The organism is Paenibacillus sp. J5C2022 (assembly GCF_025567625.1).
Lineage (GTDB): Bacteria > Bacillota > Bacilli > Paenibacillales > Paenibacillaceae > Pristimantibacillus.
The window spans coordinates 73,239-89,325 of sequence record NZ_JAOQJC010000016.1 but is presented as its reverse complement, the minus strand read 5'-3'; the positions used below and the strand labels follow the sequence as shown (position 1 = coordinate 89,325).

14 protein-coding genes are annotated in these 16,087 nt (G+C 50.5%); 4 read left to right on the top strand and 10 right to left on the bottom strand.

Going from position 1 to position 16,087, the window contains the following annotated elements:
• Positions 1-2 precede the first annotated feature (2 nt).
• Positions 3-3,098: an ATP-binding protein gene (locus M6D81_RS14780; RefSeq protein ID WP_262677676.1), complete on the bottom strand. Its 3,096-nt coding sequence runs from the start codon at positions 3,096-3,098 to the stop codon at positions 3-5.
• Positions 3,099-3,446: 348 nt separating this feature from the next.
• Between M6D81_RS14780 and M6D81_RS14775 the strand changes: the two genes are divergently transcribed.
• Positions 3,447-4,940: an Lsa family ABC-F type ribosomal protection protein gene (locus tag M6D81_RS14775; RefSeq protein ID WP_262677675.1), complete on the top strand. Its 1,494-nt coding sequence runs from the start codon at positions 3,447-3,449 to the stop codon at positions 4,938-4,940.
• Between the two features lie 62 nt (positions 4,941-5,002).
• Here M6D81_RS14775 and M6D81_RS14770 read toward each other — a convergent pair whose 3' ends face one another.
• The 5 genes from M6D81_RS14770 to M6D81_RS14750 all read right to left on the bottom strand — a co-directional run bounded on the left by M6D81_RS14770 (position 5,003) and on the right by M6D81_RS14750 (position 10,341).
• Positions 5,003-6,772 (bottom strand): sensor histidine kinase, encoded by a 1,770-nt coding sequence (locus tag M6D81_RS14770; protein WP_262677674.1) that lies wholly within the window; start codon positions 6,770-6,772, stop codon positions 5,003-5,005.
• Positions 6,773-6,788: 16 nt separating this feature from the next.
• A complete protein-coding gene (locus M6D81_RS14765) occupies positions 6,789-7,487 on the bottom strand; it encodes a response regulator transcription factor (protein ID WP_262677673.1) in 699 nt (232 codons plus the stop codon).
• 140 nt (positions 7,488-7,627) lie between these two features.
• Positions 7,628-8,716: a HAMP domain-containing sensor histidine kinase gene (locus tag M6D81_RS14760; protein ID WP_262677672.1), complete on the bottom strand. Its 1,089-nt coding sequence runs from the start codon at positions 8,714-8,716 to the stop codon at positions 7,628-7,630.
• Positions 8,709-9,404, bottom strand: a complete 696-nt coding sequence (locus M6D81_RS14755) for a response regulator transcription factor (protein ID WP_262677671.1) — start codon at positions 9,402-9,404, stop codon at positions 8,709-8,711. Before M6D81_RS14755 ends, M6D81_RS14760 begins: the two co-directional genes overlap by 8 nt.
• A gap of 28 nt (positions 9,405-9,432) precedes the next feature.
• Positions 9,433-10,341, bottom strand: a complete 909-nt coding sequence (locus M6D81_RS14750; protein ID WP_262677670.1) for a M15 family metallopeptidase — start codon at positions 10,339-10,341, stop codon at positions 9,433-9,435.
• A gap of 191 nt (positions 10,342-10,532) precedes the next feature.
• Between M6D81_RS14750 and M6D81_RS14745 the strand changes: the two genes are divergently transcribed.
• The 3 genes from M6D81_RS14745 to M6D81_RS14735 are packed head-to-tail and all read left to right on the top strand — an operon-like array spanning position 10,533 to position 12,398.
• Complete coding sequence (locus tag M6D81_RS14745) at positions 10,533-11,387, top strand: ABC transporter ATP-binding protein (protein WP_262677669.1); 855 nt, start codon at positions 10,533-10,535, stop codon at positions 11,385-11,387.
• Positions 11,380-12,033 carry an ABC-2 transporter permease gene (locus M6D81_RS14740; protein ID WP_262677668.1) on the top strand — a complete coding sequence of 218 codons (654 nt, stop codon included), beginning with the start codon at positions 11,380-11,382 and terminating at the stop codon, positions 12,031-12,033. Before M6D81_RS14745 ends, M6D81_RS14740 begins: the two co-directional genes overlap by 8 nt.
• On the top strand, positions 12,033-12,398 hold the full coding sequence (locus M6D81_RS14735; RefSeq protein WP_262677667.1) for a GntR family transcriptional regulator: 366 nt from the start codon (positions 12,033-12,035) through the stop codon (positions 12,396-12,398). Before M6D81_RS14740 ends, M6D81_RS14735 begins: the two co-directional genes overlap by 1 nt.
• Before the next feature lie 81 nt (positions 12,399-12,479).
• Here M6D81_RS14735 and M6D81_RS14730 read toward each other — a convergent pair whose 3' ends face one another.
• From M6D81_RS14730 to M6D81_RS14715, 4 genes are all read right to left on the bottom strand, one after another.
• On the bottom strand, positions 12,480-13,061 hold the full coding sequence (locus M6D81_RS14730; protein ID WP_262677666.1) for a YdeI/OmpD-associated family protein: 582 nt from the start codon (positions 13,059-13,061) through the stop codon (positions 12,480-12,482).
• Positions 13,062-13,083: 22 nt separating this feature from the next.
• On the bottom strand, positions 13,084-14,076 hold the full coding sequence (locus M6D81_RS14725) for a phytanoyl-CoA dioxygenase family protein (RefSeq protein WP_262677665.1): 993 nt from the start codon (positions 14,074-14,076) through the stop codon (positions 13,084-13,086).
• Between the two features lie 91 nt (positions 14,077-14,167).
• Positions 14,168-15,073, bottom strand: a complete 906-nt coding sequence (locus M6D81_RS14720; RefSeq protein ID WP_262677664.1) for a helix-turn-helix domain-containing protein — start codon at positions 15,071-15,073, stop codon at positions 14,168-14,170.
• Positions 15,074-15,088: 15 nt separating this feature from the next.
• Complete coding sequence (locus M6D81_RS14715; protein ID WP_262677663.1) at positions 15,089-15,973, bottom strand: helix-turn-helix domain-containing protein; 885 nt, start codon at positions 15,971-15,973, stop codon at positions 15,089-15,091.
• Positions 15,974-16,087 lie beyond the last annotated feature (114 nt).

Genomic DNA, 16,087 nt, shown 5'->3' with positions numbered 1-16,087 from the left:
TGCTATTGAATGATGAACGATACTGTCGTGCCCTCCCCTGGAGCGCTTGTGATGGACAGGCCGGAGCCGTACAGCCGCTTCAATCGAAGATCGACATTACGGAGCGCGACTCCGTCTTCCGAAGCGGGCTTCAATAAGCCGGCCAGCACTTCCTTGCTCATTCCCACACCATTATCGCTTACGGTAATTTCAGCGCCGTCGCCGCGTTTTGTCAGCTTGATTCGCAGCTTGCCGCCTTCCCGCCGTTCCATCAGCCCGTGATGAATCGCATTCTCCACAAGCGGTTGTATGGCATACGGCGGAAGGCGCAGAGCCTCTATACCGTCATCGATCTCCCAATCCACCTGCAGACGGTCGTCGAATCTTGTTTTCTCAATGAACAGATAGGAACGAACCAGCGTCAGCTCATCCTTCATCGGAATCAGTTCACCCACATTCTGGAACTTGAACTTCTCTCGCAGGAAGTCTCCGAAGTAAGCGATCAGCTCCTGCATCAGGTCGGGGTTGACCGTATGCAAGGCGGCGATCGAATTTAATGTATTCAAGAAGAAATGAGGCTCGATCTGAGCTTGCAGCCAGGCCGCCTCCATGCGAATCCGTTCCCGAATCGACGTGTTCAAGTTCGTCCAAGCTTGAACCCTTGCTTGCAGCTCGCTTGCCTCGACTGGCTTGGTCACATAATCATTGGCACCAACCCAGAAACCGACTTCGATATCCTCCGGACGGCTGCGGGCGGTCAGTATCAGAACGGGCAGCTCAGACACCGCATAGCGCTCCCGTATCCGGGACGTTAACTCATACCCGGACATGCCTGGCATCATCACATCCGTGATAATCAGCTCCCACTTCTGCTCATGAAGAAGCGCCAGCGCCTCTTCCCCGTTCGTCACTGTCACGATTTCATAGTCGTCCTTGGACAGAATGGACGTGATTACGCCCAGATTCAAAGCATCATCATCCACTGCAAGTATACGAGGCCTTTCTGTGCCGTATAGCCGCATCGGCTTCTGCTGCCGTTCGGCACTGCGCTCCTTCAACGGTGTCGGCCCCATCGCCGCTGCGGCAAATGGCATGGGTGCGGGCCTATCTGCTTCATCTCGCTCCTTCTCCAGAACATCCCCATTCGCTCGCTCGCCAAGCTTCAGGGAGAATGTAAATCGCGAGCCTTGTGCAGGAGCGGAATGAACCTCGATTGTTCCGCCATGCAGCTCTACGAGTTGCTTGCATATGTTGAGCCCCAAGCCGAACCCGCCTTCATATCCGCTCATAGACCGGGCTTGCTCATACGGCTCGAATACTTTGCGAACCGTCTCTTGATCCATGCCGATGCCGGTGTCCGATACCGTAATATGCACCTGTTCCTTCACAATCCGCGCTTCAACACTGATCTCCCCATGAGGCGTAAATTTGATCGCATTGTGCAGCAGATTTAGCATAATTTGAATGAGACGGTTCTCGTCCGCCAGCACGGGAGGGAACGATTCCGGAATCCGGTTCGACAGCTTGACGGTTTTCCCGGATGCCATATAGCGAACCATATCCATAACGCCGTCGACGACAAGCCGCAAGGAGACGCTTTCGACCTGAAGCCGCAGACCGTTCTCCTTCAGCCGTGCGACGTCAAGCAAGTCACCCAGCATATAGGACATTCGTTTGCCTACTTTAAGCGCTGTCTCCATCTCGCGCACGCTTAAGTCGCTAAGCGCTTCGCGTTCTCTCTCCAGCACGACCTGCGATATATTGATGATGCCATGCAGCGGATTGCGAAGCTCATGGGACGTATTGACGAGAAATTCATCCTTCTTGCGGTTTACGTTCTCCAGCTTCGCTGCGAGCGCCTTCTGTTCGGCATACATGTTGAAGTAACGCTTGATCCATATCGCGGACAATAAAATCATGCCCAAAATCAGATCAAACGGATAATAGAGCACCTTAATCCCTGTCACGATAAAATACAGCCACCAGGCCATATGGTTCGCAAATGCCAGAAAGACGAGAAACTGCATCAAGCCGGAGCCCTTCCCCCTCCCCGCCATTCGGAACACAGAGACGACGAGCAGGACCAAGATCGGCATGGAGATTGTAAAAATCACGTACTGCAGCACATTTCCGCCTTGGGGAGTAAGCAGTATACTCGCCGCAATCCCCGAGACGGCCGCAATACTGTAAAATCGCAATACGCCTGCACGCCACGCTTCCGGAATCTGATCGCTAAGCGTCTGAAGCATCGCGTAATAAAGGATTGTCAGGGAAAGGCACAGCAGCTTGAAGCTCCAGTCGTGCGTAATCGGCAGCCATTGCAGCAGCAGCTTGTCTTCACTGCTGTTCAGAAGAATAAGTGTAAAGCTCAGCATGGCCACTGCAAAGTAAAACCGGGACTTGTTCCTTTCTATCGCAAATAAAACAAGCATATAAACCGCTTGAATGACCAGGGCCGCCGCAATCAGCTGCTGCGCCGCCATAGAACGCTGCTTCTCGGCGTAGACCGCTTCATCCGTCCCGAACTTGAGCGAACGAATCAGTCCGCCGCTGCGCGGGTCCGTATAATTGGCTGCCTGGATGACGACATCGATTATTCCTTGCGCATCGGTCATGAACGTCGCAATGTAGGGCACATTCTCCGCCGTATGTTCCTCTGCGCTGGGAGCGGGATATCCTGAAGCCGCAATCAAGCTGCCGTTGACATATAGCTGGGAGGAGCTGCGTACGCTAGGCACGTAGATGCTGTAAGCTTCATTCGCCGAATCCACGACAATGGTCAGCCGGTAGCTGCCGAAGCCGTATGGCGCTGATATGGGCGGATCCCCCCCTTCATTCCAGCCTGAAGGGACAGTCGTCATCCGCGAGCCGTCAAGGGGTTGCTCCAGTTCCCTGTTATCCGACATGAGCAAGACACCGGGATAGAACCGCCACTCGCCGTCCAGCGTAACAGTCTTGCCCGCACTTGCATCCCACCCGCGCAAATCCAGCTTTCCTTGAGACGCGAAGGGCTGATCGCCGGGTTTGAACAGCTCCAGCCAGACGAGGCGTCCTCCCGTCAACATGGAAAGGAATAAAATGATCACTATAATAAAAGCATATTTTCTTTTTCTCATCATGATGTTAGTTTTCGACAATATTCTCCATTTTCCTTCTTATAAGGGATTGATCGCGAACATTAGTTAACGGTACGATGGAACTGTTGAAACATTCCATGAGCTGTGTTAAGATGACAACAAACATGACGATTGGAGTGAGGGGAATAATGTAAAATTTCTTGCTGACGTTTAAAGAGTAAGCCTTTTTCAAGGTTTTATTCTTTATGGGCAAGAAAGTTACTTATTCTACTCACTCAATAAATATATATGCCGATCCGGCCTGCGCCGGGTTGGTTGTATTTCATTGAGCTGCGGGAGAGGTATCTTTCTTGCAGCTCTTTTTATTTTTGCTACAAGGAGGATAAGGCTATGTCACAAATTCAAGTTTCGAATCTAACGTTTGCCCATGACGGCAGCTACGATAACATCTTCGAGAATGTCAGCTTTCAGCTCGACTCCGATTGGAAATTAGGCTTTACCGGAAGGAACGGCCGGGGCAAGACAACGTTTCTTCATCTCTTGCTCGGCCATTACGATTACCAGGGAACGATAACGTCCACCGTCGATTTCGACTATTTCCCGTTCCCGATCAAGCATCCGGAGAGCTTGACGTTCGAAGTCATCGACGGCATTCATTCCGACTATCAGCATTGGGAGCTGATGCGGGAGTTCTCCTTGCTGAAGGTGCCGGACGACGTATTGTACAGACCCTACAATACCCTGTCGAACGGCGAACAGACGAAGGTGCAGCTGGCCGCGCTGTTCCTGAAAGAAAACAGCTTCCTTCTCATCGACGAGCCGACGAACCACCTGGACCTGCATGCCCGGAAGCTGGTTGGCGATTATCTGAACGCCAAGAAAGGATTTATTCTGGTATCGCACGACCGGGCGTTCCTCGATCAATCTGTCGACCATATACTGTCCATCAACAAGACGAGCATCGACGTACAGAAAGGGAATTTCACCGAATGGTGGGAGAACAAGCAACGGCAGGACCAGTATGAACTGGCAGAGAATGAGAAGCTGCGCAGGGATATTCATCGGCTGTCGGAGGCGTCCAGACGTACGGGTGACTGGTCGCACAAGGTGGAGAAAACGAAAAACGGTACGCTGAATTCCGGCTCCAAGGTTGATAAAGGCTATGTTGGTCACAAGGCTGCGAAGATGATGAAGAGATCCAAGTCGCTGGAACAAAGACAGCAATCCGCGATCGAGGAAAAATCCGGCCTGCTGAAAAACATTGAGAGCTCGGATCGCCTTCAAATTACGCAGCAGCAGTACCACAAGTCCAGGCTGATCGAGATTGATCGCGGGGCCATCCAATATGATGGGAATGAGGTGTGCCGTGATATCAGCTTTACGATCGATCGGGGTGATCGCATCGCGCTGACTGGTCCGAACGGCTCAGGCAAGTCAAGCCTGCTGAAGCTGATATGCGGTGAGAATATTCCCTATTCCGGGACAGTTCATATCGGAAGCCAGTTGAAGATCTCTTACGTTTCCCAGGACACCTCTCATCTGCAAGGCAACTTGTCAGACTATGCGAGGAATAACGGCATTGACGAGAGTTTGTTCAAAGCGATTTTAAGAAAGCTTGATTTCTCCCGTGTACAGTTCGAGAAGGACATGGCGTCATTCAGCGGCGGTCAGAAGAAAAAAGTACTGATTGCCAAAAGCCTTTGCGAGGACGCGCACTTGCATATTTGGGACGAACCGCTGAACTATATTGACGTCATCTCCCGCATGCAAATCGAAGAGGTGCTGCTGGACTATTCGCCCACCATTCTCTTCGTGGAGCATGACAGCGAGTTCTGCAAGCATGTGGCGACGAAAACCGTGCAATTGTTAGGGCGAATGCCATAGCAAGCAGCCCGATGAACATCGTCACCTGCGCACATCGCGCAAAATGGTCAATTATCCGTTACTCAAGCCCGCTTGTAGGCCGATTCACTTCCGAATACTATGCGAATGACCGTCCCTTGCCCCTGCACGGAATGAACCTGAATCCGGCCGCCCAGCGCCTGTACCAGTTCCTTGGTGACGGCCATGCCAAGGCCGCTGCCTTCCGTGCGGCCTTGCGTATTCGTCCCGCGATAATAGCGGTCGAACAATCGGTCAAGCAGCTCTTGCTCCATGCCGCTGCCGTTATCCTTAAAGGTGATGCTCCAGCCCATGTTCTCCTCTTCTCTCTTCAGCACTACGCTCATCTCCGTTCCCGGAGGATTATGAAGAATGCCGTTGGCAATCATATTCTCCACAATCCGTTCGAACCACGGCGCATGTATGGGAGCCATAACGGGAGCCGGCGGTACGTCCGACCATATAGAAGCTTCCGCGTAAGCGGGATGCAATGCTGTCCGCTTCACGACTTCGACAAGCAAGCGGCCGATATCCTCTGTGACTAGCTGCACCGAATGCTCCCCACTCTTCATCCGATACGTCAAGGCCAGGTCATTCATCAACTGGTCCATGAATTCAGCCTTCTCCAGAATGGTGGCTGCGAATGCGCGCACTTCATCGTTGGACCAATCGTACTTCTCCGCTTTCAGCATATGCGCATAGCCTTGGATGGAAGCCAGCGGCGTCTTCATGTCATGCGTCACGCCCGCGATCCATTCCTCGCGGTACTTCTGCGTCTCCTCCTCCGCTTCCTTCCCTCTCTGCCATACCGATGCAAGCTCATGAACAGATGCGATGACATCTCTGAAGAGAGAATAGCCTCTCCGCCACTTCCCCTTCCTGTTCCGTGACACGACGCGGATATTGTCTCTCACGTGCGGGATATGCCCCTCGCTGAATCCTCGAATCCACTGCAGAATGCGAACAATCGGCGTCATGAAGCGTCTGGCGAACCAGAGTGACAAGATCAGGAAGATGACGAGCGCTGCCGCAAAGAACATGGCGACGCCGACGATCATGACGCCCGCTTCATGGCTAAGCAGCTTCCCAATCTCCGACTCGCGTTCCGCTTGGCGAGTCGGGGATTGCAGCACCCATGTCAATCCAGTCGCGTCGTCATGCTTCGTATACATCTCCATTCTGTAAGGGACAGGATTATGGACATGCTGCACAAGCTCCGACAACGAATAGTTGCTCGGAGCTCCTTCCGGCTTCTGCCATGAAGCGACCTCGGCGCCTTCTGCATTCAGCACCTGCACCCACGACTTTCGGCTCCGCAGCAGTTCAGAGGCAGCTGACGGAAAGTCAATCTGATTCTCTATGATTTCCCCTTCATCCAGGACACGCCGCATCATATCCTCGCTCGGCGATCTTCCGCCGTACAAGAACGTATACAGCTTGCCGTCCTTCACTTGCATCCATAATCCCAATGGATAAGGAAAGGACTCTCCCTTCAGCCAGAAGTCGATTAATTGCCCGGGAATATACCGATCCGGCAAGTCAGGAGGCGCATTGAACGATTGAAGAACTTCGCCGCTTTCATCCAGCCGCTGCAGCCAACCGCCGTCCGCTTCCAGTCGATTCAGCAATTGTGAGTCCACGATAAGCCCTTCCGGCGTCACTTCAGCTTCTTCAATCAACCGGGATATGCCAAGCGGCGCAAAATTCCGCTCAATCTCGATCTCATCAAGCCGGTCGATCATCCAAGCCACGATAAAAACGGCCACAATCACTAATAGCACGCATGCCATCGCCATCTGCAGCGCAAATCTCGCGGCCAATCGCCTTAGTAGCATCCTGTCTCTCTCCTATTCACTGCACAAGCTTGTAACCCAATCCTCTAACATTGATCAAATATTGCGGTCTTGAGGGGTCCGCCTCAATACGCTCTCGGATGCGATGAACATGCACCATCACCGTATTGTCGTCGTTATACATCTCCTCGCCCCACACCTCTTCGTACAGCTGCCGCTTGCTGAATACGCGATTGGGGTGCTTGCAGAAAAAAAGCAGCAATTGAAACACCAATGCCGGGCAAGGCACATCCGCTCCTTCTACCGTCAATGAGGCTTCCGACTCATTCACCTGAAAGCGGCCAAAATGATAGACCTTGCGGTCCGATTGATCCTTCCGGCCAATATGCAAATGCCTGCGCAATTGTGCGCGAATGCGAGCCACTACTTCCAGAGGATTGAAGGGCTTCGTAATATAATCGTCGCCGCCGACTGCAAAGCCCGAAAGCTTATCGAAATCCGAGCCTTTCGCCGTAATGAACAAGATTGGAGCATCCGTCGCAGTCCGAATAAACGGACAAATTTCCAGTCCGCTTCTGCCCGGCATCATAATATCCAGCAAGATGATGTCATACTTCTTCTCCTGGCAAGCTTCCAGCGCAGCTTCGCCATCGAACCGCAAATCTATTGATGTGAAGCCTTCCTTGCGAAGTACTGTGGCCATCATCTCCGCTATACTTTTCTCATCATCAACAATAAGGATATTCGCTTCCAGCATGATGACCCCTCCACTATGTACTCCCCTCATTGTAACACGCCACGAGCCATTGCCAACGAATACAACCTTACCGTTACCTTAATTCTCGCAATGCGGATCGGTAACCATACGCTTTACACGACACAGAAAAAACGCAGCCGTTATGGCTGCGTTGGCAGGCGAACCTCGAATATCGTGCGAATGACATCGCTCTCCGCTGTAATCGTTCCCTTGTGCTGCTCCACAATATTTTTGGCAATGAATAGGCCAAGCCCCGAGCTGTTCTCATGGTAGATGCGCGCTTTATCGCTCGTATAGAACATATCGAATATATGCGGCAAATCCTCGGGAGAGATGCTGTCTCCGTAGTTGACGATGCGAACGAGCACTTCTCCGCCGTCAAGCTCGCAGGATATATCGATATATCGGCCTTCTCTGCCGTATTGGACCGCATTGCTGAGCAAGTTCTCAAATACGCGCGCCAGAAGCTCGCTGTCGCCGACAACGGTCAGCGAAGGTGTCACCTGCAGCCGCGAAGTCAAGCTCTGATTGTCCAGCACCGGATAAAACTCCTCGTTCAATTGAAGCAGCAGTTCGCTAAGATCAACCGGCATTAGCTCGAATGGAAGCTTACCGTAATTCATGCGCGTCACTTCGAATAATTCGTCGATGAGCCGTTCCAGACGCTGCGACTTCGTATAAGCAATCGTAGAGAAATGCTTCACTTGCTCGGGAGACAAGTCGTTCTTCAGAATAAAATCCAAGTAACCGATAACCGAAGTTAGCGGAGTGCGCAGATCATGCGCCAAGTTCAACACCAGCTGCTCCTTGCTATTCTCGGCAAGATCCCCCCTATCCAGCGCCTGACGGAGCTTCTCGCCAGCCAGCGAGATATCCCGGGCAATATCACCGAATTCGTCCTTGGAAGGAATGGCGATTCTGATGTCGAAATCGCCTGAAGCCAGCTGATTAATGCCGCCGGAGATATCCTTGAAGTACTGCGCATAACGCTTCGTAAGCAAGAAGAAAAACCAGATGGCGAGAGGAATAAAGAAAATCAGAAAGAAATTCACATCGCCGACTTGCCGTATGAAAGAACGCACAGGAGTCAACGGGTCTTCCAGCTTGGTCGTATAGTAATAAAGCTGTGCGAGCTTGTAAATGCCAAATGTCACGAGACCGGCCAAAAACATGCTAAAACCAAACAACAGGATCATTCTGGATCTGAAGCTGCGGATGAGATTAGCCATGGAATGAATAACCTACTCCCCATACAGTTTTGATCAGCTTGTGCTTATTCAAGTCATCCCCCAGCTTCTTGCGCAGTGTTCGAATGTGCACCATTACCGTATTGTTGCCCTCAAAATAATCTTCCCCCCATACTTGACGGAAAATATGCTCCGAACTGTACACACGCTTCGGATGGCGAATGAGCAAATGCAAAATGTCGAATTCCTTGGGCGTCAGCGATACAGAACGGCCATGAACTTGAACGGAACGCTCTTCGATATTGACGGCAACGCCTCCCTCCTCGACGATTGATGCGTCCGCCGTAATAGTATGGCTGAATTGCAGCGATCGCCTCAGGTGGGCATTCACTCGCGCAACCAACTCCATCGGGTTAAACGGCTTGGTCATATAGTCATCGGCTCCTTGCACGAGACCGGTAATTTTATCAAGATCGGAGCTCTTGGCGCTCAAAAAAATAATCGGCATATGATGCTTGTCCCGAATGTGCCTGGTCACTTCATAGCCATTCAGCTTGGGCATCATAATATCCAGAATAGCCAAATGAATGTGATGGCTGCCAATCGCTTCCGCCGCCTGCTGTCCATCCAACGCTTTAATACAGCGATAGCCTTCCTTCATCAAATGAAGCTCCACCAGGTCTGCAATTTCCGCATCATCGTCCGCAATCAGAATTGTAATGGGTTTCAACCGTCATGCCTCCCTTGCCCAATCAGAATCATTTAATTGTAGCAGGTTTGACAGGGAAGGCGTTAATCGATTTCATCGTCGTCACGATTACCCCGTCCATATTGTTTCCCGACAACGAATAGCTGCCGTCGATCGGAACAGACAGCTTTTCATTTTCATGGAACGGATAGTACGAGACGGTATACAGCTTGCCGTTATATTCCGCTTGAACACGGCTCCGCTTCTTCAAGAATGTCAGGTATTCCTCCAGCACGAAGCCGCGATCCATCATGATGGCGCTGTGCGGAATCCCTACGTAGCGAAAATGCCATGGCTCATATTGAATGCCTGTAATATCCCTCTTGTCCTCCGGGTAACGCAATACAAATCCATGCTGCCAGGCGTTATTCTCCAGCCACTTGCCTTCTGGCGCGTCCTTCATCAAGCCGAGCGATGACCCGATATCGATAGACAGTCCCAGATTATGTTCGCTGTGACCAGGCGGATTGGCGTATTCCGAACCATATTGCTCATATAATGCCGCTTGGCTTTCATCATTGCGATAGCCGCTTGTAATTAAAAATTGATTGACCCCGTCGGCTTTAGCCGATTCGCCCATGTCGACAAACCTCTGCAGCATATCCATAGGCATCTCGATACTGTTGTCCAGTACACCGAAGCCACTGAGCAGCCGTTGATTCTCGAACAAATTAATCACGTGGGACGGCTTCGCGCTCTCATGAACCGGATATTGCAGATTGACCAGAACCAAATCGCCTCGATACATCTCTTCCCTGTCGATGGTCAGCGACTTTTGCTTGTTGTCCGGCACTTGCGGAAGCGTCTCATCCGTATATAGAAGTACGCCTTTCCGCTCAACCGCTCCCTCTTGTTGAAGCAAAACGATGCCATAACCGAGCAACAGCAATAATATAATGCCGTACAGCCATTTTTTCATGATTCATTTCTCCTTTACTAACCAATAGAGTAAAGGAGAATACTAAAAAAACTGGACAGAAAACATTAAAGATTCCTTAACATTCATTGCTGCCTGATTGCCTGATCAGGAAAAACAATTTGACATGCCGACACCACACATGATACATTGTGCATATACAACAGACACAATTTTCTTAGAGGAGGCACGATATGCTGGCGTTAGATATTCAAAACCTGAATAAAAAATATGAGTATTTTCAATTGAAGGATGTTTCGTTTCAACTGGAGCAAGGGTACATTATGGGATTTATCGGGGCAAACGGGGCCGGAAAAACAACGACTATTAAATCCATACTGAACTTGATTCGCAAAGACAGCGGAGAGATTCGGATATTGGGCAAGCGTATGAACGAGCAAGAAGTGGAATTGAAGCAGGAGATCGGTTATGCGTTCGGCGGCGTCGATTTTTATTCCCGCAACCGGATTAAAACATTAACGAACGTCATCAGACCGTTCTACAAAAACTGGGATGAAGCAACCTATTCCAATTATTTGAGAAGATTCAATTTGAACGAAAACAAGAAAATTACAGATTTGTCGATGGGCATGAGAGTGAAATACAATCTGGCTCTGGCCTTGTCGCACGGCGCAAAGCTTCTCATCCTGGACGAACCGACAAGCGGACTCGATCCTGCTGCCAGAGACGATCTGTTGGACATTCTCCAGGAGCTTGTGCAAGACGGTGAGATCAGCATTCTTTTCTCTACGCATATTACATCAGATCTGGAGAAATGCGCCGATTATATTACCTTTATCGATAAAGGACAAATTATTAACAGTGACGAGAAAGAAGCGTTTATCGATGCCTATCGCTTGGTGAGCGGCAACGAAAGTCAATTGGAACAAATAAAAGATCGGCTAATCGCATACAAGACCAATTCCTTCGGCTTTACCGGGTTAATCCATACGGCAGATTACGATCCCACCTTACAGTTAAAGACGAGCATGCCCACTCTTGAAGACATCATGATCTATTTCTCAAAAAAGGAGAAAGCCCATGTATAACTTGATCGTAAAAGAGCTGAAATTGGGTGTACACCCCTTTTTCTTTTTCATGCCATTATTGACTGGCGCCCTCATGCTCATTCCCGGATGGCTGTATTTCCTTGTCCCTCTTTACTTCTGCTTCATCACAGTGCCGAATATGTTCGCAGGTTATAAGAGTCAGAACGATCTCCTGTTTACGGGAATGTTGCCTGTAACGAAAAACGATGTTGTAAAAGCCAGAGTTTCCGTAGTCGTCATACTGGAGATGCTTCATATCGTCATTGCCATTATTTTCGGCATCATCAGCATTCGCCTATATCCGGATTTGATCTATTACTTCTTTAGCCCAACCTGGGGGTTTTGGGGACTGTGCTTCGTCATGCTGGCGGTCTTTAACTTTATTTTTATATCCATGTATTTCAAGACGGCCTATAAATATGGCGCTGCAGCTTTTGCATCTATCATAGCCGCTATCCTGTTCGCTGCCGGTGCGGAATGGCTCAGTATAAGCAACTCCTTCGTATTTGAACTGTTCAAAGGTACAGGAGCCGATCGATTGGGTGTTCAGCTTGCCATTCTGATCGTCGGCATCGCGATATTTGCAATCTTCACGATTGCCGCTTATCATATTGCTATCAAACGATTTGAGAAAGTGGAATTATAATGAACATAGCGATATCTCCCTCATCGGAGAAGCCGATCTATCAGCAGCTATTCGAGCAAATCAGCGCACAAATTGTCAAAGGCGAGCTGGAGCAAGGGTATTGCTTGCCGCCTATACGGCAGGCGGCCAGGGAGCTTCGCGTCAGCATCATCACCGTAAAAAAAGCTTGGGAGGAACTGGAGCGAAGCGGTCTGATTTATACGGTAACCGGCAAAGGGTGCTTCGTATCGGAATTTACATCCGAAGAGATGCTCCAAAAACGCAATGAAATGATTGTGGAGCAGTTGGCTCTCGACGCTTCCTATTACAAATCCTACGGACTTACATTGGATGAAGTGGTCGCGTTATTGAAGCAAGTTTATTGATCGGATACCTGCGCAGAGCTTCCCTTCACCTGCGCATCCGCACCAAAAGAAACGCAGCCGCTCCGGCTGCGTTTTCATCATTTAATAGATTTTCTCGCCACGCTCTAACATTTCAATAAACGCCTGCATTTTTTTCTGTCTCGTTTCCAATCTTTTCACATTGTTGATTCGAAAGATGATTGCGTAACGATTCTGCTTATCCAGCATGTCGAAGAATGTCTTGGCATTTGGATGTCCAAGCAGCAGTTCAGCGAAATCATCGGGCACCGTCGCATGACTTTGTGACTCGTAGGCCCGGTTCCACATGTCGTTTTTCTTTGCGATTTCAATGGCTGCATAGCCGGGATGCTTCATCCTGTTTTGTTGGATCAGCGCTTCCGCCTTATCCTTATTGATTTTAGACCAAATGCTGCTCGGCTTCCGAGGCGTGAATCTCTGCAAATAATACTGTTCGTCCAGCTTTTCTTTCTGACTGTCGATCCAACCGTAGCAAAGCGCCTCATCAAGTGCTTCCTGATAAGTCACAGTTGCCGTCTTTGCATTCTTCTTTGCAATCTGCAGCCGTATGCCCGCTGAATCATTATAGTTCTGTTCAAGCCAAGTCTGGAATGCCGCAGCATTGTCGAATCGCATAATCGGCAATTCACCCGGAATACTCTTCATAGTTATCCCCCCTGCAATCAAACTACTTCTTCATCTCCATCGGCATCATCATGCCGTTGTCCATACCCATCATCGTCACACTCACTCCTGCTTCGTCCGGATCGGAGAGATAGACCTCCGTTCCGAATATCGGCTCCGCATAGGCATGGTGAGTACTGCCCCTGCCAAGAATTTGCCTATAGTTGCCTGAATCGCCTTCATAGCCGTCATGATCCCAAGGCACCCACGATCTCGCATTGCAATAATGGCACACATAAGATCGGCGATATCGGTTCGTCGTGCGATTAGGATAAGAACGGTGAAACAGATGAGAATCGAAGAACAGCACATCACCCGCACTTAACTTCACTGGTGTGGGCGGCGGATAATGGGAGACGACTGTTGAGAGCGTATTGACCTCATCATCGATATGGCTCACATTCCGAACGGTATTCAGATCACTGAAAGCATCAACAGCGTGCACGCTCCCGCCTCCGCCACCCTCCGGAGGATATACAGGCTCGTGATGGGAGCCGGGCACAACCCACAAGCAGCCGTTCTCCTCGTCGACCTCCTCCAGCGCAATCCATGCGCCGATCAGCGTGTCAGGGTGAGTTTTGATATAATAGGAATCCTGATGCCAGCCTTGCCCGCCCTTCCCCGGCGGATTCAGGAACATCATAGACTGAAGTGCGTAGACATCAGGTCCAATTAACGCTTCAGTAACGTCCAGAATTCGCGAATGAAGCATGCCGCGTTCGGCGGCGGGATGTATTCTCGACAGCATGTGCAGCCGCGTCGCAGCGGCAAATTCATCTTTCAGTGGATCAGTGCTGTCAGCAGCCCCTTTCTTATCCGGATTCAAGGACTGTATTCGTACCTCTTCCGCAAGCTGGAATAATTCGCTCACCTCTGCTTCCTGAAGCAGCCCTCGTACGATCAGGTATCCTTCTCTCCGATAATGTCTGTATTGCTCCACACTAACCAAGCAACGATCTTTTCTTTGTTTGGACTTCGGCACATAAGCCTTCCCCAATTCACACGCCTCCCCGCTATTCACTTACTCCCCTTCATCTTAGCGGCCAAGACTTGCGTTTCCCATAGTACCACAAGCACAATCCATGTATTTATTTGATATCCGTATTCGTCACGACGACCAGCCGATTGGAGGGATGCAGCAGATATGAATCCTTTGTCGCCATGGCATGCCGGAACACTGGAGAACTGCACCGCTGAATATATTCCGTCGCCGTGATGCCCCGCCATTTCTTGTACGTTCTCGAGAAATGATGTTCGTCTCTAAATCCAACACGATAGGCAATTTGCTTAATGGTGCCCAATCCCCTCAGCATCATGTCCTCGGCTCGCCGCAATCGCTTCTCAAGCAGCATATGCTTGGGACTCATGCCCATGACGGAGGTGAACACACGCGTGAAGTGCTCATGCGTCCAGCCGGAACGCTTCGACACTTCTTTAACTGAGAGGGGTTCCGATAATTTCTCTTCCATATAAGAAAGCGCATTTTGAATAGGGATCGGCAGTTGTTCCGCTTCCTCACTGGCAAGCAGCTCATCCGGAGCAGCCAGTTCCTCCAGCGCCGCAGCCATGAATACGGACAATCGCCTTTGCCAATTCGGCGGCTGCGTGCAAGCCAGCCAAATCATTTTGTTCATGATGGAAGCCGCAAGAGGATATTGTCTTGCCGGGAACAGCATACGCCCGGCGTCCATCGCTGCATAGCCTGATCTCTTGTCGCGCAGCGGCTCGTGTTCGAAATGCATGAACAAATGCCGAACGTCTCTCCCCTCATCAAATAGGTAACTGTGACTTTCGCCCGGGCGCGAAAAAATAAAACAAGGCTCGCTCAGCGGGTGCTCTTTCCCTTCCTCTGTGTATCGGGTATTCGTGCCTTCGGGGAAAAATACAAGCTCGAAATCGTCAATCATTCGAGGTCCCAGAGTATATCCGGCTTGTACGACGATATCGCCCACGACATGGATGCGGGGCAGCACAAACGGGGAACGGTCGTCCATGGAATTACCTCCTTCCTAGTTGTCGTCTCCGTCGCTTCTGTATCGGCCAGGCGATCGTCCCGTCTTGCTCTTGAATGCCTTGGAGAAATGGTGAATATCCGCAAAGCCGCTATACAAAGCGATTTCCTCGAGACTCGAATCCGACTGCCTAAGCAGCTCGCAGGCATGCTTCACACGCATGTCCAGAAGATATTGATGGGGAGTCATCCGGTAATGCCTCTTGAACAGCGTGTTGAATCGGGAGACGGACAGATTGGCTCTGCGGGCCATATCCGCAACCGAGATCGGTTCGTTCAAATGATAGGACAAGTAGGACGTGATCCAATTCAGCGTCTGAGCGGGCGGCTGAGCCTTCTCGAGCCCATCGGCGTAATGCCGCAACAAATACAAACATACCTCCATCATGGCAAATTGCGCGTGAAGATTCATAGGCCGAGTATGGTACGACCAATATTCTACCGCCTTGAGGAACGGATCTCGCATTTGACTCGCAAGAGCCGAAGGCAGCTTGACGGGAATCGGCCGTTCGAGCAGCTCGTCCAGTCTGGGCTGCTGGAGATGGGCATAGGCGCTAAGATCGATCTGACCGGCCCGCGTTGGAAAGCTCAATTCCCGCGCCTCGTTGTAAAATAAATCCATGTGGGCAAACGGCGTAATCGTGCGGGTCCGCCCTTCAAGCGTGTGCAAGCTGTTCGGTTGAATGAGCGCAAAGCTCCCCGCGCTGAAGACGAGCTCCTCGCCATCCACCACGAACAGGCACTCCCCTTCCTGGACGTAGATCAGCAAGTAGTCCAGCAGCCGGCGTATGGGCATATTCCACGGCTTCCGTACCGCATAGTCGCACTGTCGGATATATGGCGAGAGAGGGTGGCAAGCAAGCCATTCCGTTAATTTCTCCATGGATACCTCATGTACGTTGTTTTTCTCTAGTTTACTCCGAAACGAAAAATAACAACAGCACTTTCTGACAAAACTAAGCGATTTCCTGACAAAGCCGCCCGGAACTCGGATAAG

What these genes read in the sequence shown, in the direction of transcription:
- M6D81_RS14780 (WP_262677676.1), bottom strand. Translation starts at nt 3,098, where the DNA reads ATGATGAGAAAAAGAAAATATGCTTTTATTATAGTGATCATTTTATTC.
- M6D81_RS14775 (WP_262677675.1), top strand. Translation starts at nt 3,447, where the DNA reads ATGTCACAAATTCAAGTTTCGAATCTAACGTTTGCCCATGACGGCAGC.
- M6D81_RS14770 (WP_262677674.1), bottom strand. Translation starts at nt 6,772, where the DNA reads ATGCTACTAAGGCGATTGGCCGCGAGATTTGCGCTGCAGATGGCGATG.
- M6D81_RS14765 (WP_262677673.1), bottom strand. Translation starts at nt 7,487, where the DNA reads ATGCTGGAAGCGAATATCCTTATTGTTGATGATGAGAAAAGTATAGCG.
- M6D81_RS14760 (WP_262677672.1), bottom strand. Translation starts at nt 8,716, where the DNA reads ATGGCTAATCTCATCCGCAGCTTCAGATCCAGAATGATCCTGTTGTTT.
- M6D81_RS14750 (WP_262677670.1), bottom strand. Translation starts at nt 10,341, where the DNA reads ATGAAAAAATGGCTGTACGGCATTATATTATTGCTGTTGCTCGGTTAT.
- M6D81_RS14745 (WP_262677669.1), top strand. Translation starts at nt 10,533, where the DNA reads ATGCTGGCGTTAGATATTCAAAACCTGAATAAAAAATATGAGTATTTT.
- M6D81_RS14740 (WP_262677668.1), top strand. Translation starts at nt 11,380, where the DNA reads ATGTATAACTTGATCGTAAAAGAGCTGAAATTGGGTGTACACCCCTTT.
- M6D81_RS14735 (WP_262677667.1), top strand. Translation starts at nt 12,033, where the DNA reads ATGAACATAGCGATATCTCCCTCATCGGAGAAGCCGATCTATCAGCAG.
- M6D81_RS14730 (WP_262677666.1), bottom strand. Translation starts at nt 13,061, where the DNA reads ATGAAGAGTATTCCGGGTGAATTGCCGATTATGCGATTCGACAATGCT.
- M6D81_RS14720 (WP_262677664.1), bottom strand. Translation starts at nt 15,073, where the DNA reads ATGGACGACCGTTCCCCGTTTGTGCTGCCCCGCATCCATGTCGTGGGC.
- M6D81_RS14715 (WP_262677663.1), bottom strand. Translation starts at nt 15,973, where the DNA reads ATGGAGAAATTAACGGAATGGCTTGCTTGCCACCCTCTCTCGCCATAT.